The organism is Thalassotalea psychrophila (assembly GCF_031583595.1).
Classification (GTDB): Bacteria; Pseudomonadota; Gammaproteobacteria; order Enterobacterales; family Alteromonadaceae; genus Thalassotalea_A; species Thalassotalea_A psychrophila.
In genome coordinates this window covers 3,817,739-3,839,817 of sequence record NZ_CP134145.1, presented here as the reverse complement: position 1 = coordinate 3,839,817, position 22,079 = coordinate 3,817,739, and the positions used below count along the sequence as shown (strand labels likewise).

Sequence of the window (22,079 nt, the reverse complement as noted above, 5' to 3'; positions counted from 1 at the left end):
GTTCAGCCAAATTATAATACTACTTTAACTCTCCAGTACGTGCTTTGTTGGCTTCTAAACTAAGCACTACAACTTCGGTGTTGGTAAACCTGTCTTGTAGTGATAACTTATTTTTACGATCAAAAATCACTGCCAAATTACCTAAACCTAACAAGGTAAACAACAAGCGCTTAACGCCGGTTTTCTTCGATATTTTACTACCATCAACATTTTGAACTCGTAAACGCCAGGCACGCATGCCAATTGTTTGCCCGCTTTTTGCCCAAAAGAAAACAAAGAAAAAACCAACCCAGAAAAAGCCCCAACCTGTAATTAAAAATTCATATAATACAGAGTTGTTTTTTAAATCTATGGCATGCTCAAAGCCTTGATTATCAATAGTTCCTTGGGCAAATAAAAGCGCAAAAATTACGAATGCAATGGCTCCGGAAAACATATAAACAGCTATTGATAATAAAAAGTCATAAACGTATGAGCCTATACGGCGTCTAAAGCCTGCGCGAGGAAATGTTTCCATAAATACTACTAAATATACCTGAACCTATAATGGCGCAAGTGTAGCATTTACGTAAAAAAAGACAATGCAGTTCCAAAAATCTAAGCAATTAGGTACATTATTGTTAATAAATATAGTTGTTAAAGGAGCATGTGTTGCTTTCATTTTTAGAATTAAAAATACCACCAGTGTTAGTCGTATTTTTTTCGGCGTTGGCCATGTATTTTTCGCCAAACCCTATTATCTACTTTTCGGTAGACCCAGCTCTGGTTTATTACACAACCCGTGTTCTATTTGTTATCTCAGCATTGATTATTTTGTTAGGGATATATTGTTTTAGAAAAGCAAACACTACGGTTGATCCGGTGAACCCCAACAAAGCGTCACAATTGGTTAATTTTGGTATCTATAAATTTACTCGAAATCCGATGTATTTAGGTTTTGCCATAATGTTGCTGGCAATGGCAATTAAAATGCAGAGCTTAGTTGCCTTTCTTTGGCTTGCTGTTTTTATCTGGTTTATGAGCCGCTTTCAAATTAAACCAGAAGAACGAGCATTAACTAAGATCTTTGGCGATGCATATATTAAATATTGCCAGCAAGTAAGGCGCTGGCTTTAATTTTGAGTGATTTTAATAACTTTACTCTCAATTTTGCCATTTGATAATTGCGTATTGATGGTGTCTCCGACACTAATATTATCAACCTGCTTCACAATTTTACCCTGAGAATCTCTGGTAATTGAATAGCCTCTGGCTATGGTTGCTAGTGGGCTGACAATGTTTAAGTTATGGGCAAGTTTAGCAAGTTGAAGTTGCTTGTTATCTTTAGTTTGTAATTGCGATCTGGTTAAGCGACTAGCCAAATCGCTAAGTTTCACCTTCGCTAATTGTATTTGTTGCTTTGGATTGGCACTCGCTAATCGTTGTTGTAGTAATGCTACTTGGTTGTTTATCTGCGTTTGTTGTTCGCTCATTACTCGGTTTAAACGCATGGTTAAATCATCTGCTTTTTGTTGTTGGTTTTGCAATTGTTTAACCGGACTAGTTAGCGCTAACTGATGATTAAAGTACTGATGGTTAGCTTTGTGATCTTGCACTGCTTGTTTAATTAAGTGAGTTAAACGCTGGCGATAGTGCTTTATTTGCGTAATTAATTGTTGGTTATCACTTGATACTAATTCCGCCGCTGCAGAAGGTGTAGGTGCACGCATATCGGCAACATAATCAGATAGGCTGGTGTCGACCTCATGACCTACAGCACTTATCACTGGGATGTCACAATCGAAAATAGCTCTAACTACCGGCTCTTCATTAAAAGCCCATAAATCTTCAAGCGAACCTCCACCTCGACCGACAATTAATACATCACATTCATCGCGTTCATTAGCATTGTAGATAGCATCACTGATTTGTTCTGCAGCTAATTCACCTTGTACAAGAGTAGGGTAGATGACAATTTCAATACTTGGGTTTCTGCGCTTTAATACAGTAAGAATATCTTTAATCGCGGCACCTGTACTTGAGGTGACAATGCCAACGGTTTTTACAAAATCAGGAATAGGCTGTTTATAACGCTGGTCAAATAAACCTTCACCTTGGAGCTGGTTCTTTAATAACTCAAATTGCTGACGAAGTAAGCCTTCACCAGCATCTTCCATCTGTTCAATGATTAATTGAAAATCACCACGAGGCTCATAAAGTGAAACCTTGGCTTTTACTAATACTTGTTGGCCATTTTTAGGCTTAATTCGAGTATAACGATTATTGCCTTTAAACATGGCACAGCGCACTTGTGCTTTACTATCTTTTAACGATAAATACCAATGACCTGAGCCAGCAGCGATGAAATTAGATATTTCACCACATAACCATAGGGTTCTTAGCTCACTTTCTAAGATAAAACGTACTTTTTTGGTAAGCTCACTTACCTGTAATATATGCTGTTTGCTCTGTTCTAATTGGTTCATTGGCTGCTTTTATGACTATTTTTAAAATAAATACGTGTTTTTACAAAATTTAAGTTTACCTAAGCGGGCAAAGTGGTTAAAATCCATTCGCAATTATTACTCCTATCTATTGGAGTACGACTCCCACATAAGCGAGAATGTTGCAATGCTAAGAATAGCCCAAGAAGCCCTAACCTTTGATGATGTACTATTAGTACCAGCCCACTCAACGGTTTTACCCCATACTGCAAGCCTTAAAACCAAACTTACTAGTAAGATTGAATTAAATGTGCCTATTTTATCAGCGTCTATGGACACTGTTACCGAAGCCCGTTTAGCTATTGCTTTAGCGCAAGAAGGCGGTTTAGGATTTATCCATAAAAACATGACCATTGCAGAACAAGCTGCCAATGTTCGTCAAGTTAAAAAGTATGAAAGTGGCATTGTGACAGATCCTGTTACAGTTAGTCCAGATATTAGCATTCGCGAAGTATTTTACCTTGCTGATGAATTAAAGTTCTCCGGCTTCCCTGTTGTTGACGGTGACAATAACCTAGTTGGTATTATTACCTCACGTGATTTACGTTTTGAAACAGATTTAGAAAAGAAAGTTTCTGATTTAATGACACCTAAAGATAAGCTGGTTACGGTAAAAGCAAATGCAGAACGTGAAGAAATTCTTAACAAAATGCACGCCAACCGCATAGAAAAAATCTTAGTAGTTAATGAAGATTTTGAAATTATCGGTATGATCACAGCAAAAGATTACCAAAAAGCAGAAAGTAAACCTAACGCCTGTAAAGACGAACTTGGTCGTTTACGTGTTGGTGCTGCTGTTGGCGTTGGCGCTGGTACCGATGAACGCATCACTGCGTTAGTTGCTGCTGGCGTTGATATTTTACTTATTGATACGTCACACGGACATTCACAAGGTGTTTTAGATAGAGTAAAAGAAACTCGTCAAGCATTCCCTGATTTACAAATTGTTGCTGGTAACGTAGCTACTGCTGATGGTGCAAAAGCACTAGCGGACGCTGGTGTTAATGCAGTTAAAGTAGGAATTGGCCCTGGTTCAATTTGTACTACTCGTATCGTAACTGGTTGTGGTGTTCCACAAATCACTGCGATCTCTGAAGCGGTTAAAGGCTTAGCCGGTACTGATATTCCCGTAATTGCCGATGGTGGTATTCGTTTTTCTGGTGATATCGCTAAAGCATTAGTTGCAGGTGCACACTGTGTAATGGTTGGCTCAATGCTTGCGGGTACTGAAGAAGCACCAGGTGAAGTTGAACTTTATCAAGGCCGCTACTACAAGTCATACCGTGGTATGGGCTCACTTGGCGCAATGAACCAAAAAGAAGGTTCATCAGATCGTTACTTCCAAAAATCTGATGAAGCTGACAAGTTAGTACCAGAAGGTATTGAAGGTCGTGTGGCTTATAAGGGACCTATGGCAGCGATTATTCATCAGCAGATTGGTGGTATTCGCAGTGCAATGGGCTTAACTGGTTCAGCTGATATTGAAGAAATGCGTACTAAACCACAGTTTGTGAAAATTACTGCAGCAGGTATGGGCGAGTCGCATGTACATGATGTAACAATCACAAAAGAAGCGCCAAATTACCGCTTAGGCTAAAATTTTTAATTTATAGCGGCCTTTTTGCCCAATTTCAGGTTGTTAGTGTACTCATTTAGTAAACTAAACTCCGTGCACTAAAACCTGAAATAGAACAAAAATTCTCACTCTAAATATAAAAATTTGGGTGTTTATAATTAATTTTAAAAGCATTGTTTAAATGTAATGATGCTCTATTGAAAAAGAGAAAAGACTAATGAGTCAAGATATTCATGATCATCGAATTCTAATTTTAGATTTTGGTTCTCAGTACACGCAGCTTATTGCTCGTCGTGTTCGTGAAATTGGTGTTTACTGTGAACTGTGGGCTTGGGATGTAACTGAAGAGCAAATTAAAGGCTTTAATCCTACAGGTATTATCCTTGCTGGTGGACCAGAATCTGTAACTGAAGATAATTCACCCCGTGCACCTGAGTACGTATTTAATGCTGGCGTACCCGTTCTTGGTATTTGTTATGGTATGCAAACCATGGCTGAGCAGCTTGGCGGTGGTGTACAAGGCTCTGAACATAAAGAGTTTGGTTATGCTGCGGTTGAAGTAATTGGTAAATCTGCATTATTCAATGCTATTGAAGATAGTGTTGGTGAAAATGGCAATGCGTTATTAGACGTATGGATGAGTCATGGTGATAAAGTATCAGCAATCCCTGAAGGTTTTATTACTGTTGCACAAACGCCAAGCTGTAAATATGCAGCAATGGCCAATGAAGATAAGAAATTCTACGGCGTACAATTTCACCCAGAAGTAACTCACACTAAACAAGGTTTGCGCATTTTAGAGCACTTTGTGGTTGATATTTGTCAATGTGAAAAGTTATGGACGTCTGCTTCTATTATTGAAGATGCTATTGCCAAAATGAAAGCGCAGGTTGGTGACGATGAAGTTATTCTTGGTTTATCTGGTGGCGTTGATTCTTCAGTAGTAGCGATGTTATTACAGCGTGCTATTGGCGATAAGCTTACCTGTGTATTTGTTGATAATGGTCTTCTTCGCTTAGATGAAGGTCAACAAGTGATGGACATGTTTGGTGATCACTTTGGCTTAAAAATCGTTCATGTGAATGCAGAAGATAGATTCTTAGATCGTTTAGCCGATGAAAGTGAGCCAGAAGCAAAACGTAAGATCATTGGTAACGTATTTGTTGAAGTATTTGATGAAGAGTCAAAGAAACTTAAAAATGCTAAATGGTTAGCGCAAGGTACTATTTACCCTGACGTTATCGAATCTGCAGCATCAGCAACAGGTAAAGCACATGTAATTAAATCTCACCATAACGTCGGCGGTTTACCTGACGATATGGAAATGGGGTTAGTTGAGCCATTGCGTGAATTATTCAAAGATGAAGTACGTAAAATTGGTTTAGAGCTTGGTTTACCTTACGACATGCTTTACCGTCATCCGTTTCCTGGGCCTGGTTTAGGGGTTCGTATTTTAGGTGAAGTGAAGAAAGAATATGCTGATTTATTACGCCGTGCCGATGCTATTTTTATTGAAGAATTACACAAGCATGACTTATACAAAAAAGTAAGCCAAGCATTCACCGTATTTTTGCCAGTACGTTCAGTTGGTGTTATGGGGGATGCTCGTAAATATGATTGGGTTGTTTCATTACGTTGTGTTGAAACCATTGATTTTATGACAGCGCGTTGGTCACATTTACCTTACGACTTCTTAGGCCTAGTTTCTAACCGGATCATTAATGAAATTGATGGCATTTCTCGGGTAGTTTACGATATTTCTGGTAAACCACCAGCAACTATCGAGTGGGAATAAATAAGTAAGGTAAATTCTACTTATTATAAAAGAGCCAGCGTCAGCTGGCTTTTTTGTTTAAAGTAGGGTCAGAGTCAAGTTTGTTAGTTTACTTTACTCTGACCCTACATTTCTAAATCGCGATTAGTGACAACCACCACAACAAACACCATCTTCACCATGTTTTGCTTTTTTGGTTTCTTGTGTTGTTGCTTCTTTTGCTGACTCTTGCTCTTCAGTTATTTTATCTTCTGTTTTTTTGCTTTTGAATACATTTAAAATCGACATGATAATTTACCTTTTTAATACTTGAGTGTTTTACTTGGTTATTATCTTATAATACCCGAGTAAAACACTCAAGTATTAGGGTGTACTAATTTGTAACAAGCATGCATTTAAATCTGATCTGTACTTTATTTCAGGTTTTTCTGCGCGTAATGCAGCATTGCATCGCTGAAAGTTTTAGAAAACCCTGTAGAGAACTGCTCAAAATTTGCTTTTTGATCAGCATCATTAGCAATACTGTTTGCCATGGCGTTAAATTTTTCTTTGCTAATAAGTACTGATTTTTTTTGCAAAGTTGATAACGCAAACGTGGTGTAAGCAAGATAGTGTTGTACTACTGCTTGCATTTCATCAGAGTCGATAGCAAAAGTAGTAGCTTGTGCAATTTGAGTATTAAAAGCATCTGCCTTTTCTTTAAGGGCCATGGTATCTTCTATACTTAAGTTAGCTAATTGCTCAAGTCGTTGATCAACCTTATCGTCACCAACTCGATCACGCGCTAACTGCTCTTGGCGTTCTAATTCTGCATTTTCAAATTCTTCATCATTTACGTCTTTATTTACATCGCTCATGTATTTTTCCTGTTGTATACTTTTATGGCGCAATGTTGCCATAATGCCTTAACTATAGCTATAGTAATGCGCTAAGCATTATAAATTGGTACTTTTAATAGGACACACAATGATTCTGTATGGTTCAACTACTTCTCCTTTCGTTCGCCGCATTCGCATGTTTACTCATAGTATTCCGGTTGATTTTGTGGTGATGGATATATTTGCAGGTGAAGATCGCAAAGTCTTAATTGCTAAGAATCCAACCTTAAAAGTACCTTTTTTAGTTGATAATGACGTTAATATCTTTGATTCAAGAGTGATACATCGTTATATAACCGATAAATTTGAATTAACACCAATTACTTGGCAACAAGAAAATACCTTAACCTTAATTGACTCAATTAGTGACTCGTTGGTGTCGATGTTTTTACTAAGCCGTAGTGAGATAGATACTAGCGAAGATAAAATGTTTTTTAACTTGCAACGCCAACGAACCGATACTGTGTTTGCCGAACTAGAAAAACAGTGCGTTGCAGGAGACTTTAATGAATGGCACTACCCCAGTATTTGTTTGTATTGTTTAATTGATTGGGCACATTTTAGACCGCTGGTAGATTTTACCGCTTTCCCTACATTATTAGAGTTTTATAAAAATAATAGTAATCGTGAAGAAGTTATAGAAACAGACCCAAGAGACTAACTTGGTTTATAAACCTTAAAGTTACAAACTTAAGAGCGTTTTCAACATGGAAGTTGTATATGCCGCGATAACATGGATGTTAAGGAGAGGTCCATGGCAGTTTGCATTCCTTCATCCCTGAAGTAAAAAGCGCCTATAGGGCGCTTTATTTTTGAATCATTAAATGTTTGAGTTTTCACTAGCCAATAAAGGCTAAATAACCCTGCAAAATTATTAAGTTGGCAATATCGATAAAGAATGCGCCAACAATTGGAACAACCATAAAGGCTTGTGGCGAAGGTCCATTCCTTGAAACTAATGTCCCCATATTCATCACCGCAGTAGGCGTGGCTCCCATACCAAAACCACAATGGCCTCCGGCCATCACCGCCGCATCATAATTTCTGCCCATAAACTTAAAGGTAACAAAATAAGCAAAGAACGCTAGCATAATGGTTTGACACACTAAAATAATAAGTAGTGGAACGGCTAAGTCAAAAATTTCCCAAAGTTTTAAGCTCATTAACGCCATGGATAAAAATAACGCTAAGGAAACCGTACCAAGAATATCAACAGTTTCGTTATTAATTTTATAGGTTTTGGTCGATTCAGTAACATTAGTGATAATCACACCAATAAACAGTGCGTAGACAAAATTGGGTATCATCAAAGATTTGATCTCAAAAGAATCAATAAAACCCTTAAAGTACTTTGCTCCACCAACACATATTAATAGTATGAATAATGTTTCAGTAATTTTCTTAGCGGTAACTTTGTCCTCTTCTAATTGATTGTAAGTAACCAGCTCAGGATGAGTGTCATGGTGATGACCACCTTTACCAAATTCTGATTCCAAGCCGTTCTTATCCATTATTCGTTGTGCTACAGGGCCACCGATTATACCCCCCATAACTAAACCGAAGGTTGCTGCAGCCATCGCCAATTCTAACGTTTGAATGCCGTACATTTCCTGAAATGTTGCTGCCCAAGCTGCACCAGTACCGTGCCCTCCTGATAAAGTAATAGAACCTGCAATTAACCCCATTAGTGGTTCAAGCCCTAGTAAGGATGCAAGGCCGACTCCAACTCCGTTTTGAACAATAATATATAAAGAGGCAACGCCTAAAAATATAAATACCTTTGCGCCGCCTTGGGCAAGCAATTTAAAACTTGCCGACAAACCAACAGTTGAAAAAAACAACATCATAAAAGTATCTTGCAAAGGTAAGTTAAAGCTTATCGTTGTTCCGCTTGTGTGTAGAAAGGTGATAAAAATTGCAATAACTAAACCGCCTAGTATTGGCTCTGGAAAATTGAATCGCTGCAAAGGTTTAACTGTGTAGTTGATGAAACGGCCTATAAATAACACCAAAATAGCAATAATTAGAGATTCAATAGCGTCCACTTCAATGACATTGTTCATATTTATTAACCTTTAAAATATTCGTTTATGTTTATGTTCATGGGTTGGATAAGCTCATTAACTGAGTGGTCTCATTAACTATAGAACAAAGTTTTAGCTAAAGAGTCTTTTTGGAAGTTTTTTTAGCAATAATGTCTTTTTTATCATTTTTACGGTCATATTTTATTGCTTGTTAATTGTTCAATGGGCTAAATGTTGCTCATTTTAGGATTACAATTTCCATGAGTTTTACTTGGATGTGTAACTGTTTTTTGTTGTTGTGTTAACTAGTGTTTTTGTTGTGTTGGAATGGAGTGTTCAGAGTGTTTTGATTTGTTTTTATAGGGGCTTTATTACTAGAGATACTTATTAAATTCATTATGATTGAGTCATTCAAATTATATCCATAAAAGTAGAGTTAAATAATGAACGCAATAAAAAATTCATTATCAGCTAAGGTTTTCCTTGGTTTGATTTTTGGTTTAATCATCGGTTCGATGATTCAATACGTAATTCCTCCGTCATGGGCAATGGCTTCATTTACTACCGAAGCTGCTGGTGGTTTAGGTGGTATGTTCGTATCAATGATTAAATTAATCGTTGTACCGTTAGTGTTCATCTCTATCACTTGTGGTATATGTGAATTAAAAGATTTATCAAGCTTTGGTCGCTTAGGGACTAAAACGTTTGGTTTCTATATCATCAATACTATTCTTGCGATCGCCGGTACTATTGCAATTGTTTCATGGTTACAGCCAGGTGTTGGTGTTAACTTAGGTGCGCACGCAGAAGCTGTAACACTTGCAGCTACTGAAACTCCTAACATGTGGCAAATGGTTATTAACATTATCCCGTCAAACCCATTTGAAGCGTTTGCAAAAGGCGATATGTTACAGATTATCTTTATGGCTATCATGACAGGTATTGCAATCCAAGCACTTGATAAGCGTGGTGGTCCAGCTATTCGTACCTTTAAAATGGCAAATGAAATCATGATGAAGCTAATTACCTTAGTTATGTCACTTGCACCATACGGTGTGTTCTTCTTAATGATTTCTTTAGGCGCAACTTTAGATTCAAGTAAAATGTTTGCTGTAGCTGGTTATATTGGCCTTGTGGTATCAATGTTCATCTTTATGTTCATGGTTGTTTACCCTGTAGTTGTTTACTTAACTACAGGTATTAAACCACTAACGTTTATCAAGCATATCCGTGAACAAATCATGTTTTCATTATCAAGTGCGTCTTCAAACGCTACTATCCCTGTTACGTTACGTACGGTAGTTGAGAAGATTGGTGTATCTAAATCAGTTGCTGGTTTTGGTGTTCCTCTTGGCGCGACTATGAATATGTCAGGTGCTGCAATTTACACAACTATTGCTACAATGTTTGTTGCGAACGCATACGGTATGCCAATGTCAGCTGAGCAAATGTTACCTCTTGCTTTTACTGTATTATTACTATCAATTGGTGCCGGTGGTGTTCCTGGTGGTGGTATCGTTTCAATCGGTATTTGTCTAAGCACTTTTGGTCTTCCTATTGAAGCATTAGCAATAGTTGCTGCTGTTGACCGTATTTGTGACATGTTCTGTACTACGGCTAACGTGGTAGGTGACACTGCTATTAATACTATTGTTGCTAAATCAGAAGGTGAACTTGAAACACCTACTGAAGGTGATGTTATAGCCGCTCGCGCTTAATCGATTCGTAATCGTATAAGCAAAAAATCCCGACATCAGTCGGGATTTTTACTTCAGGGAAGACCATTTTGATCACATCCATGTGAAAATGGCATACATTACATCCTGTAAAAAAAGGAATGCAAACGGCCACTAGATGATTTCCCCTGCGTTAAAGCTGCACAAGTACCAGTTAGTCTTATCATCCCAATAGACTTTTCCCTTATCTAATCTCATTAAGCCCATCATTGGTTGCTCCTTTAAATAAGGTTGCCAATGATATAAATTTTTATCACGGCTATACCATCCACTGATCATTAGTTTTATTTGTTTGTTATTAACCTCTATTATTGTTGCTTGAGCCTGAGCTTTAGTCCTGTGAGTGTTAATGTAACCAGATTCATCGGCCACTTTGTAGGAAACGATACTTTCTCGGCATATTTCTTGGTTAATAATGAATCCCAAATTAGCCGGAGCACTAGTATCAACGTTGTTGTCCTGTTGTATATTGTTATTGGTTGAGTGTCGTGCGATTAGTGGCATTGTATTGTTATCGGGTAATTCAACTTCTTTTATTTCAATTTCAGTCAATTCGTGTTGAATATCAGAGGGAGCAATATCTGGTATTAGTACTTGAATTTGGCTGTCATGTTGGAGTTGCTCTTGCGGTTTAGCGCAAGAGCATAAAATGAATACTGAACCGATAAATAACAATGAAGATCTATAGGCCTTAATATGTTGGTACATGTTATTGACGTCTAATTATTGTTTTTATTCTATAGTAGATAATGCCTAATAAAGTATGAAGTTACTACCTATGCCGGTTTTACCTCAAAGAGCAAGGTATCAGTGGTAGTTAAAAGCAATTGAAACATGCATCTCGAGTAAGCAAGGGTATATAATGTTATTGGCATTTAATCGTATTCTGTCATTTACTAAATTTAATTACGAATAAGTTAACAATTCCACAACAAATTAATTAATGTAATTGTTGTGGATTTAATCTATAATCGCGCCAATTTTTGAATATACATAATTAATAGAGGGCTATCATGGCTATCGAACGTACTTTTTCTATCGTAAAACCAGACGCAGTTGCTAAAAACGTAATTGGTTCTATCTACAACCGTTTTGAATCTGCTGGTCTTAAGATCGTTGCAGCTAAAATGATGCACTTAAGCCGTGAAAAAGCTGAAGGTTTCTACGCAGAACACTCTGAGCGTCCTTTCTTTGGCGCTTTAGTTGACTTCATGACTTCTGGTCCAGTAATGGTTCAAGTTTTAGAAGGCGAAAACGCTGTTCTTAAAAACCGTGAAATCATGGGTGCAACTAACCCTGCTGAAGCACTTGCTGGTACTTTACGTCACGATTTCGCTGAGTCAATCGACGAAAATGCATGTCACGGTTCAGATGCTTTAGAATCTGCTGCACGTGAAATTGCTTACTTCTTTTCTGACGAAGAAGTTTGTTCACGTACTCGTTAATTTAAACGAGCACTGAACTAGGAGCAAGCAACGGGGTTCTAACAACCTCAGCATGTTCCACAAAAGGATTTTACTGTTTAAGGTAAAATCCTTTTGTTGTTTTAAGGGCTGTTAACTTAAATGTTACCGGCTGTAACAAAATCATAACAAAGCTAAATTGTTTCACTTGCTTGAAAAGTGTACAATTCGCCCCCCTTTGAAATATTAAGTGAAGAGATTTACATGACCGACAATGCTGTAAAAAAGGTTAACTTATTAAATTTTGATCATCAGATGATGCGCGAGTTTTTCGAGTCTATTGGCGAAAAAGCCTTTCGTGCCGACCAAGTGATGAAATGGATTTACCATTTTGGTTATGAAGATTTTGAGCAAATGACCAACCTTAATAAAGCATTAAAGCAAAAGCTTGCACGAATATGTGAAATTAAAGCGCCAACCATTTCAGAAAAACAAGTTTCAGAAGATGGCACTATCAAGTACGCATTACTGCTTGAAGGTGGCCAAGAAGTAGAAACAGTATGGATCCCAGAAAAAGAGCGCGCTACGTTATGCGTGTCTTCTCAAGTGGGTTGTGCGTTGGAATGTACATTCTGCGCTACGGCCACACAAGGGTTTAACCGTAACTTAAATGTCTCTGAAATTATCGGCCAGGTATGGCGTGTAGCTAACGACATTGGTGCTACCCGTATAGCCGGCACTCGACCTATTACCAACATTGTAATGATGGGGATGGGCGAACCATTACTTAATATGAAAAACCTTATTCCATCATTAGATACGTTTTTAAATGATTTAGGTTATGGCTTATCAAAACGCCGTGTAACGGTAAGCACGTCAGGTGTTGTGCCTGCATTAGCAATGTTGAAAGAAAAAATTGATTGTGCCTTAGCTATTTCTGTTCATGCACCAGACAACGCATTACGTGATGTATTGGTACCAATCAATAAAAAGTACCCGTTAGAAGATTTTCTGGCAGCCAGTCGTAACTATATTGATGGTTCAAAAGCGAATAAACAAGTGACTGTTGAATACGTGATGTTAGATCACATAAATGATTCAACTGAGCAAGCACATGAACTAGCAAAAGTACTAGAAGGTACGCCAAGTAAGATTAATCTAATTCCATTTAATCCATATCCAGGCTCTCCTTACTCAAGACCGAGCAATTCTCGTATCGACAGGTTCGATAAAGTTCTACAAAGTTATGGCCTTACAGTAATAACTCGTCGCCCTAGGGGTGAGGATATTGACGCTGCTTGTGGTCAATTGGCAGGTGATGTATTTGATAGAACTAAACGCAGCGTTAAAAAACAGCTGCAAGCTGACGAAATTTCAGTGAAAATGGTGTAATAGGTTTAATAGCAGGGTACACTGATTTAAGTGTCACCCGCTTTATAACAATAACAAATACACCAGTGAGTTACCGTATGCGAAAATTAGTACAATATACAGGAAAGATAACATTCATTTTTATAGCCCTTGCAGGGCTGAGTGCTTGCGTTACCCAGAACTTTTCTGAAGATAAACCTGTTGTTGAACGAGATTTTAGTGATGATCAAATTGCCCGAACTCGTATTTCTTTAGCATTAGGCTATTTAAGGATGGGTAATACCGCACAAGCTAAGTTTAACTTAGAAAAAGCCAAGCAGTATTCTCCAAACCTTGTCGATGTTTATACCGCTTTTGCTCATTATTATGAAAGCGTTGGCGAGTTTGAAAAAACTGAAGATTCATATTTACAAGCTTTGTCTATAGAAGATGGAGATGCCGACACATTAAATAATTTTGGCGTATTCTTATGCCGTCAAAACCGCGTAGACGAGGCAGAAAAATATTTTTTGAAAGCGATTGAAGTACCAACCTATATTCGTGTTTCAGAAAGTTATGAAAACATTGCCCTTTGTCATTTAAAAGTTGAACAATATACAAAAGCTGAACATGCCTTAAAGCGCAGTATTGCCCATAGTCCGAATAGTCCATCAAGTTTAATGCAAATGGCGCAATTGCAATATGCAAAAGGCAGTTATGAAAAAAGTGCTAATTACTTAAGTCGATTTGAATTAGCAACCAGACGATTTACTCCACAAGCAATAGCTCTAGCTTTTAAAGTACAGAAAAAATTAGGTAACGAAGACGTATCGAATAACTACGCAACAATGCTGCTTAAAATGTTCCCTGATTCAAGCCAAGCTAAAGCATATTTAGATAATGAGTTGGTGCAAATTGAAGCTGATGATTTAGCGCTTAAATACCGAAAATACAAGCTAATTAATTCTGGTGTTAAGATCAATAAAAAACCTGTGGTGGTGCTGACTAAAGCAAAACCAAATCAAATCAAATCGGATGGTTTTAAGCAAAAAGAACCTGTCATTAACTTTTCTAATGAAAAGTTAGTTGATGATGCAACTATTGCTCAACAAACAGGTCAGAGTATTGCTAAGAATAGCCAAATTGATACTCAGATGAAGCCAAAAACAGGGCATTCACAACCCGCTTCTAAACAGGTAAATAATACACCTAAAACAGTGCCGGTTAAATCAATGCCAGTTAAAACTGTGGTGGCAAGTGCTAAGCCAAAGGTTAATACCGCAACTAAAGCTCAAACACCTGCTCCAGCACAGAAAAGTATTAGTATTGCTGATTTAGATAACCCCGTACATACCGTACAAAAGGGCGAAAATTTATATCAAATATCAGTGAAATATAACATAACCATTAGTACTATTCGTCGTTGGAATGATCTTACAAAAGAGAGCATCAATGTTGGCCAAGTACTTAGATTAACGAAACCATAATTAGACTGAATATGAGCGACAATCAAGAACCTATTGATATCAGTGATGATATTGTTGTTATAGGACCAGGCCAGATGTTAAAAGATGCTCGAATTGCATTAGGGCTATCAGAAGCTGAAGTTGCTGAGCATTTAAACCTGCGCCTTGCACTAATTACAGATTTTGAAAACGAACAATTTGACACTAATATGCCGGCAACATTTTTACGTGGTTATTTAAAAAACTACGCAAAATTTGTTGGTGTAAGTCAAACTGATATTATTGCCAGTTATGAAATGTTAGCGGTAGCTGAAAAGCAAGGCGATGAGATGAAAAGCTTCTCGCAAAGCACCCGTAAAAAAGCTGAAAACAATCGTTTAATGATGATCATTTATGCAATTGGCTTTTCCTTAGTAGCATTATTTATTGTTTGGTGGTGGCAAGAATCTAAGTTAAAAGAAGCCACACCGGCCTTAAGTAATACAGAGCAAAGTCAACCGGCTTCTATTTTAGAACCAATATCAACAGCAGATATGACTACAGAAGAGAGCAGTTCTGCCATAGAACCTGTTGTTGAAGAGTTAGCTGAAAATATTGAAGAAGAGCCAGCTGATAAAGCTTTTGAGCAACACATAGCTAATAACCCAGACACCGCAGCTGTTGAAGCAAATAAAATAAATACAGTTGTAGAGCCAGAACCCCTTGTAGAAGAAATGGTTCAACTAGAGCGACTAGTGTTTCAATTTTCAGGCGATTGTTGGGTAAATATCTTTGATGCCAATGGTGAGCGTTTAGCTTGGGGCATTAAAAAAGCTGATTATATTATGACCCTGAATGGCAAAGCACCTTTTTCAATTACATTAGGTAAACCAGAATTGGTGTCAATAGATTATAATGAAGTTGCTATTGATATGAGCCAATTTCAGCAAGGTCAAATAGCCAAGTTCACTTGGCCCAAGTCATAGTTAAAGCTTTTGACAAAACCTGAGTTATAAATAGATGAAATTAGGTCAAGTAAAACTGGCCAAATTATTGAGTAATTATGTTTAGTGAAACCCCAATAAAACGTCGTAAGTCCACGCAGATAATGGTGGGAAATGTACCTGTAGGTGGTGATGCACCAATTACTGTGCAGTCGATGACCAACACCTTAACCACAGATGTAGATGCCACAGTTGCGCAAATTCGCGCATTAGAAAATGTTGGTGCTGATATCGTTCGGGTGAGCGTCCCAACTATGGATGCCGCAGAGGCATTTAAATTAATTAAACAGCAAGTTAAAGTCCCTTTGGTTGCTGATATTCATTTTGATTATCGTATTGCCTTAAAAGTGGCTGAATATGGCGTTGATTGTTTACGTATTAACCCAGGCAATATTGGTAACGAAAATCGAATTCGCTCAGTTGTTGAAGCAGCTCGCGACAAAAATATTCCAATTAGAATTGGTGTAAATGGTGGTTCTTTAGAAAAGGACCTACAAGAAAAATACAAAGAGCCTAACCCTGAAGCGCTATTAGAATCAGCACTTAGGCATGTTGATATTCTTGATAGGCTTAATTTTGATCAATTTAAAGTAAGTGTTAAAGCTTCAGATGTATTTTTAGCTGTTGGGGCATATCGTTTACTAGCTAAGCAAATAAACAACCCATTACATTTAGGCATTACCGAAGCTGGTGGTTTCCGCTCTGGAGCAGTTAAATCATCTGTAGGCATGGGCATGTTATTAGCCGAAGGTATTGGCGACACGTTACGTGTTTCATTAGCAGCAGATCCGGTTGAAGAAATTAAAGTTGGCTTCGATATATTAAAGTCGTTACGACTACGCAGCCGCGGCATCAACTTTATTGCTTGTCCAAGTTGTTCACGTCAAGAATTTGATGTTATCTCAACAGTTAATGCTTTAGAGGAGCGATTAGAAGATTTAATCACTCCTATGGACGTGTCTATTATTGGTTGTGTAGTTAATGGTCCAGGTGAAGCAACTGTTTCAGATATCGGTTTAACTGGTAGTGCCCGTAAAAGTGGCTTTTATCTAGACGGTGAACGTCAACGAGAACGTATTGATAATGACAATATTGTTGATACGCTTGAGAAAAAAATTCGAGCTCGTGCCAGCCTTTTAGACACAAATAATAAAATAGACGTTAAAGAACTGTAAAGAGGAAACAGGCTTAGCAGTATTAATAGCGTTATGTGTTGTAAGAATGAGCACTTTTACCCTATAATGCCGCCTTTAATTTAATAAATTGCCAATGGTTTAAATACGGTTGGCATAACTGATGAGAACATCAAAAGTGAGTAAAGCGATCCAAGCAATTCGTGGTATGAATGACTGTTTACCCGGTGAAACCAATAAATGGCAAATGGTAGAAGATGCAATGCGTCGCGTTGCCGGTAATTATGGTTATGCAGAAATTCGTATGCCGGTTGTTGAATCAACCAGCCTTTTTAAACGTGGTATTGGTGAAGTAACCGATATTGTTGAAAAAGAAATGTACACTTTTGACGACAGAAATGGCGACAGCTTGACCTTACGCCCTGAAGGTACTGCAAGTTGTGTGCGTGCTGGTAACCAGCATGGTTTGCTTTATAATCAAGAGCAGAGATTGTGGTATATGGGGCCAATGTTCCGTCACGAACGTCCGCAAAAAGGCCGTTACCGACAGTTCCATCAGTTTGGTATTGAAAGCTTTGGTATTGCAACGCCAGATATCGATGCAGAAGTTATTATGTTAAGTGCTCGACTTTGGCGGGAACTTGGCATCGAAGATTTTGTCACACTAGAGTTGAACTCGTTAGGATCAAATCAAGCACGAGCAGACTATCGTGATGCATTAGTTGAGTTTTTAACTATGCATGAAGATAAGCTAGATGATGATTCTAAACGTCGCATGCACGCAAACCCGCTACGTGTGTTAGATAGTAAAAATAAAGATGTGCAAGCCTTGTTAGTTGATGCCCCTAAGTTGTCACAATACTTAGATGAGGAATCTACTGTACACTTTGCTAATTTATGCCAACGTTTAGATGCTGCAGGTATTAAATATAATATCAATGAACGATTAGTTCGTGGTTTAGACTACTATAACCGTACAGTGTTTGAATGGGTAACTGATAGCTTAGGCGCACAGGGTACTGTTTGTGCTGGCGGTCGTTACGATGGTTTAGTAGAGCAGTTAGGCGGTAAAGCAACTCCTGGAGTCGGTTTTGCTATGGGTATCGAGCGCTTAGTATTAATGCTTACTGAATTAGATAAATTAGATAATATTCGAGCAACTACAGATGTATATGTAGCTATGGTTGGCGAAAGTGCCGAACTTGCTGGAGTAACATTGGCCGAGCAATGGCGTGATGAGGTGCCTAGCATCCGCATTCAAAGTCATTGTGGCGGTGGTAAATTTAATAAACAAATGAAACGTGCAGATAAATCAGGTGCGTTGGTTGCGATTATTTTAGGTGATTCTGAAATAGAGCAGCAACAAGCTACGATTAAGTATCTGCGTGAAAGTAAAGAACAACAAACGGTGCCATTTGCAAATGTCGCACAGTTATTAGAAGAATTAATTTAAGGGTAGAACAGTGGAAACGTATCAAACTGAAGAGCAACAAGTAGAAGCGATTAAAGGTTATTGGAAAGAAAATGGTAATTCATTAATTGCTGGTTTAGTCATTGGCCTAGGTGGCTTTATTGGTTGGAACTACTATCAAGACAGCGTTATAGAAGCTCAACAAGTTGCTTCTTACCAGTACCAACAAACTATGCAAGCTTTTGAAAGTGAAGAAGCTGATTTTAGATTAAATACCCAAGCATTTATTGATGCTAATTCATCTACCGCATTCTCAGCTTTTGCTGCATTTGCTCTAGCTAAAGATGCTGTTGAGCATAAAGACTTTACTAGCGCAGAAACTCAGTTAAAGAAAGCCGCTGAACTTGCTGCAAATGAAAACATTAAAGCAATTGCATACCTACGTTTAGCTCGTGTACAAGTACAACTTGAAGCGTTCGATAATGCCTTAGCTACTTTAGCACAAACAATGCCTGAAACTTTTAAAGCAAGTATTGAAGAAATTAAAGGTGACACTTACCTTAAACAGGGTAACAGCGAACTTGCTCGTGCAGCTTATCAAGCAGCAGCCGATGCTGGTGGTTTACAAGCTAATCCAACATTACAAATTAAATTGGATGATTTAGCTGTTAATGTAGCCGGTTAATGGAGAGTTTTGTGACATTTTTTAACAAACGAATTTTAACTGCTTTATTATTTTCTGGTGCTTTAGTCGCTTGTTCATCTGATGATGAAGAAGAGTTACCGGCATTTGCTGAATTAACTGAAATTGAAGAACTTTTTGAACCTGAAGTTATTTGGGATGAAAGCATAGGTGATGGTGTTGAGCATTATTTTTCACGTTTATCTCCTGCAATCGCTTATGGAAAAGTGTTTGTCGCCGATAGATTGGGCGATGCATACGCGCTTGACTTAGAGACTGGTGACGAACTTTGGTCTATAGATTTAAGTGACGTTAATGACGAACGTGGCTTCTTCGATGATCGCGAATCTGCTCGTATTGCCGGTGGTGCGTCTACAGGTTATGACAAAGTAGTTTGGGGCAGTGAAAATGGTGAGGTCTTCGCCATAAATGCAGAAACTGGTGAGCTAGAGTGGCAAGCTAAAGTTCCTGGTGAAGTTATTTCTAAGCCTGAGTTTGATAGCAACTTAGTTATCATTAATACAGCTTCTGGCGCTTTAGTGGCGTTAGATGTAACCACAGGTGAAGAAGTGTGGAAAGCAGAGCAATCTGTTCCGCCTTTATCATTACGTGGTGTAAGTGGTGTAACCATTAACTCTGGTGGAATATTTGTTGGTTTAGCTTCAGGCGAAGTTGGTGTTTATATAATTGAAAATGGCCAGCAAGGTTGGACTAAAGAAATAGGTGAACCAAGTGGCTCGACTGAATTACAGCGGATTGTAGATGTAGATGTAACACCTGTTATTTTCGGTGATAAAGTTTTTGCAATTTCATCAAATGGCAATTTAGCTGCAATTGACCTGCGCAGTGGTCGTGAAGTATGGAAGCGTAAGTATTCGTCTTTCCGTAAGTTATCAATTTCAGGTAACCAAATCTTTGCCACTGATATTCAAGGTCATTTATACGCGATCAATCGTAATTCTGGTATGGAGTTATGGAGTAATTTAGCTCTTACCAATCGCGGTACTACTGGCGCAGTAAGCGTTGGCGATTATGTGGTGATTGGTGATTTTGAAGGATATTTACATTGGATCGATAAAGCTGATGGCACAATCGTTGCCCGTCATCAAGTTGATTCAAGCGGTATTTATGTAACGCCTATCGTGCATGAAGGATTGTTATATGTACAAAGCCGCGATGGTGATTTAGAAGTGATTAAAACACCAGAAATTATTAAGGCAAGTGCCGAGTAAAATAAGAAAACGATAATTAATCTGTCGTCTTTCTGACAATTTGCTAAAATTATGGACGGCCCCACATTTTATGTGGGGCCGTCGTTTGTTTATTTTTATTGAGTTTTTGATACTCAGTAGTCAATTTTTTTGAGGTAGCCATGCTTCCTGTTGTAGCCCTAGTAGGGCGTCCCAATGTTGGTAAATCAACATTATTTAACCGCTTAACTCGCACACGTGATGCGTTAGTTGCCGATTACCCTGGTTTAACCCGTGATCGACAATATGGCCAAGCGAACGTTGAAGGCTTGCCGTTCATTGTTATTGATACTGGTGGTATTGAAGGTAATGAGCAAGGCATTGATGCAAAAATGGCTGAGCAATCGTTATTAGCCATAGAAGAAGCTGATGCAGTGTTGTTCATGGTAGATGCTCGTACGGGCTCTACATCTGCTGATATCGCTATTAGTGAGCATTTACGTAAACAAAGCAAAAAAGTATTCTTGGTAGCCAATAAAATTGATGGCGTTGATGCAGATTCTGCGGTTGCTGAATTTTACGATATTGGCTTAGGTCAAGTACACCCAATTGCTGCTGCGCATAATCGCGGTGTTACTCAATTAATTAATTTAGCGTTAGCACCATATATTGAAGAGTTTTCTACTCAAACTGAAGAAACCAAAATTATCAACTTAGCCGAAGGCGAAGAATTTGATGATTCAGAAGAAACTCAACAAGACGACAAAATAAAATTAGCGATTATTGGTAAACCTAACGTAGGTAAATCAACTTTAACCAACCGTATATTAGGTGAAGAACGTGTTGTAGTTTATGACATGCCTGGTACAACGCGCGATAGTGTATACATCCCTATGGAACGTGGAGATCGTGAATATACCTTAATTGACACCGCCGGAGTACGTCGTCGTAAAAATATGACTGACGCCGTCGAGAAATTCTCGGTTATTAAAACCTTGCAAGCTATTCAAGACTCAAATGTAGTAATGCTGCTTATTGATGCTCGCGATGGTATTACCGATCAAGATTTAAGCCTGCTAGGCTTTGTTCTAGAATCAGGTCGCTCATTAGTACTTGTTATTAATAAGTGGGATGGCCTAGACACAGATATTAAAGACCGAGTTAAATCAGAGCTTGATCGCCGTTTAGGGTTTATCGACTTCGCTCGTATACACTTTATCTCGGCATTACATGGTACCGGCGTAGGTAACTTGTTTGAATCAGTTGAAGAAGCATTTGATTCAGCGACTAAGCGTACTTCTACAGCTATGCTGACCAAAATCGTAGAGATGGCTGCGTTTGATCATCAACCACCTTTAGTACGTGGTAACAGAGTTAAGTTGAAATATGCTCATGCAGGTGGTTATAACCCGCCATTAATTGTTATTCACGGCAACCTAGTAGACAGCTTACCGCAATCTTATAAACGTTACTTAATTAACTATTTCCGTAAATCTCTTAAAATTATGGGAACACCTATCAAAGTTGAATTCAGAGGAACGGCTAATCCGTTTGCTGGTAAACGTAAATTAACTTATACCGAACGTAAGAAAAAAGAACGTGAAACTCAAGGCTGGAGCGACGAAGCAAAAGCTAAGAAAAGGTAAATTGATTAATATTATAAAGGCGACTATAACAGTCGCCTTTCTGATCTAGGCTATAAAAAGTGGTTGGAATCCATAAACAACAGGCAAAAAAAATGCCACCTAAGGAGGTGGCATAAAAATAGCATTTCAGGGAAGAAAACTATAAAAGTTAACTGTTATTAATAATACACTAACTAAAAATTAACGCTGTTACCCAAATGTAAAAGAGATCGCAAAGATGTTTTTATTCATGCAAACCTTTTATTTGTATAAAACATAAGCAGATGAACAACAACACAAAGAAAACGCTTGCGAGTTCACCTAAGTAACCTATAATGCCAAGCATCAACTAACTTAGTTGGCAT

The 22,079-nt window shown here is 38.1% G+C and carries 20 protein-coding genes; 14 read left to right on the top strand and 6 right to left on the bottom strand.

Annotated elements, in window-relative coordinates:
• Positions 1-19: 19 nt before the first annotated feature.
• A complete protein-coding gene (locus RGQ13_RS15905) occupies positions 20-517 on the bottom strand; it encodes an RDD family protein (RefSeq protein WP_348390724.1) in 498 nt (165 codons plus the stop codon).
• A gap of 134 nt (positions 518-651) precedes the next feature.
• Here RGQ13_RS15905 and RGQ13_RS15900 point away from each other — a divergent pair, with 134 nt between their 5' ends.
• Positions 652-1,116: a methyltransferase family protein gene (locus RGQ13_RS15900; protein ID WP_348390723.1), complete on the top strand. Its 465-nt coding sequence runs from the start codon at positions 652-654 to the stop codon at positions 1,114-1,116.
• Here the strand turns inward: RGQ13_RS15900 and xseA are convergent.
• Positions 1,113-2,465 carry an exodeoxyribonuclease VII large subunit gene (gene xseA / locus RGQ13_RS15895; RefSeq protein WP_348390722.1) on the bottom strand — a complete coding sequence of 451 codons (1,353 nt, stop codon included), beginning with the start codon at positions 2,463-2,465 and terminating at the stop codon, positions 1,113-1,115. The genes RGQ13_RS15900 and xseA overlap by 4 nt on opposite strands.
• A gap of 145 nt (positions 2,466-2,610) precedes the next feature.
• Between xseA and guaB the strand changes: the two genes are divergently transcribed.
• On the top strand, positions 2,611-4,080 hold the full coding sequence (gene guaB, locus RGQ13_RS15890; RefSeq protein WP_348390721.1) for an IMP dehydrogenase: 1,470 nt from the start codon (positions 2,611-2,613) through the stop codon (positions 4,078-4,080).
• Between the two features lie 196 nt (positions 4,081-4,276).
• Positions 4,277-5,854 carry a glutamine-hydrolyzing GMP synthase gene (gene guaA / locus RGQ13_RS15885; RefSeq protein WP_348390720.1) on the top strand — a complete coding sequence of 526 codons (1,578 nt, stop codon included), beginning with the start codon at positions 4,277-4,279 and terminating at the stop codon, positions 5,852-5,854.
• 123 nt (positions 5,855-5,977) lie between these two features.
• Here the strand turns inward: guaA and RGQ13_RS15880 are convergent, their stop codons facing one another.
• Entirely contained in the window at positions 5,978-6,121 is a 144-nt protein-coding gene (locus tag RGQ13_RS15880) for a CCGSCS motif protein (RefSeq protein ID WP_348390719.1), read from the bottom strand.
• Between the two features lie 125 nt (positions 6,122-6,246).
• The gene (locus RGQ13_RS15875) at positions 6,247-6,690 is read right to left on the bottom strand and encodes a TipAS antibiotic-recognition domain-containing protein (RefSeq protein ID WP_348390718.1); all 444 of its coding nucleotides are present in this window, start codon (positions 6,688-6,690) and stop codon (positions 6,247-6,249) included.
• Positions 6,691-6,799: 109 nt separating this feature from the next.
• Here RGQ13_RS15875 and RGQ13_RS15870 point away from each other — a divergent pair, with 109 nt between their 5' ends.
• Positions 6,800-7,372 (top strand): glutathione S-transferase family protein, encoded by a 573-nt coding sequence (locus RGQ13_RS15870; RefSeq protein WP_348390717.1) that lies wholly within the window; start codon positions 6,800-6,802, stop codon positions 7,370-7,372.
• 178 nt (positions 7,373-7,550) lie between these two features.
• On the opposite strand, the gene gltS is transcribed toward RGQ13_RS15870, so the two are convergent.
• Positions 7,551-8,774, bottom strand: a complete 1,224-nt coding sequence (gene gltS / locus RGQ13_RS15865; RefSeq protein ID WP_348390716.1) for a sodium/glutamate symporter — start codon at positions 8,772-8,774, stop codon at positions 7,551-7,553.
• Between the two features lie 413 nt (positions 8,775-9,187).
• Between gltS and RGQ13_RS15860 the strand changes: the two genes are divergently transcribed.
• Positions 9,188-10,453, top strand: a complete 1,266-nt coding sequence (locus RGQ13_RS15860; RefSeq protein WP_348393419.1) for a dicarboxylate/amino acid:cation symporter — start codon at positions 9,188-9,190, stop codon at positions 10,451-10,453.
• Positions 10,454-10,585: 132 nt separating this feature from the next.
• On the opposite strand, the gene RGQ13_RS15855 is transcribed toward RGQ13_RS15860, so the two are convergent.
• Positions 10,586-11,179, bottom strand: coding sequence for a hypothetical protein (locus RGQ13_RS15855; RefSeq protein ID WP_348390715.1), 594 nt, complete (start codon positions 11,177-11,179; stop codon positions 10,586-10,588).
• Positions 11,180-11,484: 305 nt separating this feature from the next.
• Between RGQ13_RS15855 and ndk the strand changes: the two genes are divergently transcribed.
• The 9 genes from ndk to der all read left to right on the top strand — a co-directional run bounded on the left by ndk (position 11,485) and on the right by der (position 21,735).
• The gene (gene ndk / locus RGQ13_RS15850; RefSeq protein WP_348390714.1) at positions 11,485-11,916 is read left to right on the top strand and encodes a nucleoside-diphosphate kinase; all 432 of its coding nucleotides are present in this window, start codon (positions 11,485-11,487) and stop codon (positions 11,914-11,916) included.
• A gap of 222 nt (positions 11,917-12,138) precedes the next feature.
• Entirely contained in the window at positions 12,139-13,266 is a 1,128-nt protein-coding gene (locus RGQ13_RS15845; protein ID WP_348390713.1) for a bifunctional tRNA (adenosine(37)-C2)-methyltransferase TrmG/ribosomal RNA large subunit methyltransferase RlmN, read from the top strand.
• 77 nt (positions 13,267-13,343) lie between these two features.
• A complete protein-coding gene (gene pilW, locus RGQ13_RS15840; protein ID WP_348390712.1) occupies positions 13,344-14,711 on the top strand; it encodes a type IV pilus biogenesis/stability protein PilW in 1,368 nt (455 codons plus the stop codon).
• Between the two features lie 11 nt (positions 14,712-14,722).
• A complete protein-coding gene (locus RGQ13_RS15835) occupies positions 14,723-15,655 on the top strand; it encodes a RodZ domain-containing protein (protein WP_348390711.1) in 933 nt (310 codons plus the stop codon).
• A gap of 77 nt (positions 15,656-15,732) precedes the next feature.
• A complete protein-coding gene (gene ispG / locus RGQ13_RS15830; RefSeq protein WP_348390710.1) occupies positions 15,733-16,848 on the top strand; it encodes a flavodoxin-dependent (E)-4-hydroxy-3-methylbut-2-enyl-diphosphate synthase in 1,116 nt (371 codons plus the stop codon).
• 136 nt (positions 16,849-16,984) lie between these two features.
• Positions 16,985-18,259: a histidine--tRNA ligase gene (hisS, locus tag RGQ13_RS15825; protein WP_348393418.1), complete on the top strand. Its 1,275-nt coding sequence runs from the start codon at positions 16,985-16,987 to the stop codon at positions 18,257-18,259.
• A gap of 10 nt (positions 18,260-18,269) precedes the next feature.
• Positions 18,270-18,902: a YfgM family protein gene (locus RGQ13_RS15820; RefSeq protein ID WP_348390709.1), complete on the top strand. Its 633-nt coding sequence runs from the start codon at positions 18,270-18,272 to the stop codon at positions 18,900-18,902.
• A gap of 11 nt (positions 18,903-18,913) precedes the next feature.
• Positions 18,914-20,131 carry an outer membrane protein assembly factor BamB gene (gene bamB / locus RGQ13_RS15815; protein WP_348390708.1) on the top strand — a complete coding sequence of 406 codons (1,218 nt, stop codon included), beginning with the start codon at positions 18,914-18,916 and terminating at the stop codon, positions 20,129-20,131.
• Positions 20,132-20,271: 140 nt separating this feature from the next.
• Positions 20,272-21,735: a ribosome biogenesis GTPase Der gene (gene der, locus RGQ13_RS15810; protein ID WP_348390707.1), complete on the top strand. Its 1,464-nt coding sequence runs from the start codon at positions 20,272-20,274 to the stop codon at positions 21,733-21,735.
• Positions 21,736-22,079: the final 344 nt, after the last annotated feature.

Coding starts and splice junctions, on each gene's coding strand:
- RGQ13_RS15845 (WP_348390713.1), top strand. CDS start 12,139: ATGACCGACAATGCTGTAAAAAAGGTTAACTTATTAAATTTTGATCAT.
- RGQ13_RS15905 (WP_348390724.1), bottom strand. CDS start 517: ATGGAAACATTTCCTCGCGCAGGCTTTAGACGCCGTATAGGCTCATAC.
- RGQ13_RS15855 (WP_348390715.1), bottom strand. CDS start 11,179: ATGTACCAACATATTAAGGCCTATAGATCTTCATTGTTATTTATCGGT.
- ispG (WP_348390710.1), top strand. CDS start 15,733: ATGTTTAGTGAAACCCCAATAAAACGTCGTAAGTCCACGCAGATAATG.
- guaB (WP_348390721.1), top strand. CDS start 2,611: ATGCTAAGAATAGCCCAAGAAGCCCTAACCTTTGATGATGTACTATTA.
- guaA (WP_348390720.1), top strand. CDS start 4,277: ATGAGTCAAGATATTCATGATCATCGAATTCTAATTTTAGATTTTGGT.
- pilW (WP_348390712.1), top strand. CDS start 13,344: ATGCGAAAATTAGTACAATATACAGGAAAGATAACATTCATTTTTATA.
- RGQ13_RS15870 (WP_348390717.1), top strand. CDS start 6,800: ATGATTCTGTATGGTTCAACTACTTCTCCTTTCGTTCGCCGCATTCGC.
- ndk (WP_348390714.1), top strand. CDS start 11,485: ATGGCTATCGAACGTACTTTTTCTATCGTAAAACCAGACGCAGTTGCT.
- der (WP_348390707.1), top strand. CDS start 20,272: ATGCTTCCTGTTGTAGCCCTAGTAGGGCGTCCCAATGTTGGTAAATCA.
- RGQ13_RS15835 (WP_348390711.1), top strand. CDS start 14,723: ATGAGCGACAATCAAGAACCTATTGATATCAGTGATGATATTGTTGTT.
- RGQ13_RS15875 (WP_348390718.1), bottom strand. CDS start 6,690: ATGAGCGATGTAAATAAAGACGTAAATGATGAAGAATTTGAAAATGCA.
- xseA (WP_348390722.1), bottom strand. CDS start 2,465: ATGAACCAATTAGAACAGAGCAAACAGCATATATTACAGGTAAGTGAG.
- RGQ13_RS15880 (WP_348390719.1), bottom strand. CDS start 6,121: ATGTCGATTTTAAATGTATTCAAAAGCAAAAAAACAGAAGATAAAATA.
- gltS (WP_348390716.1), bottom strand. CDS start 8,774: ATGAACAATGTCATTGAAGTGGACGCTATTGAATCTCTAATTATTGCT.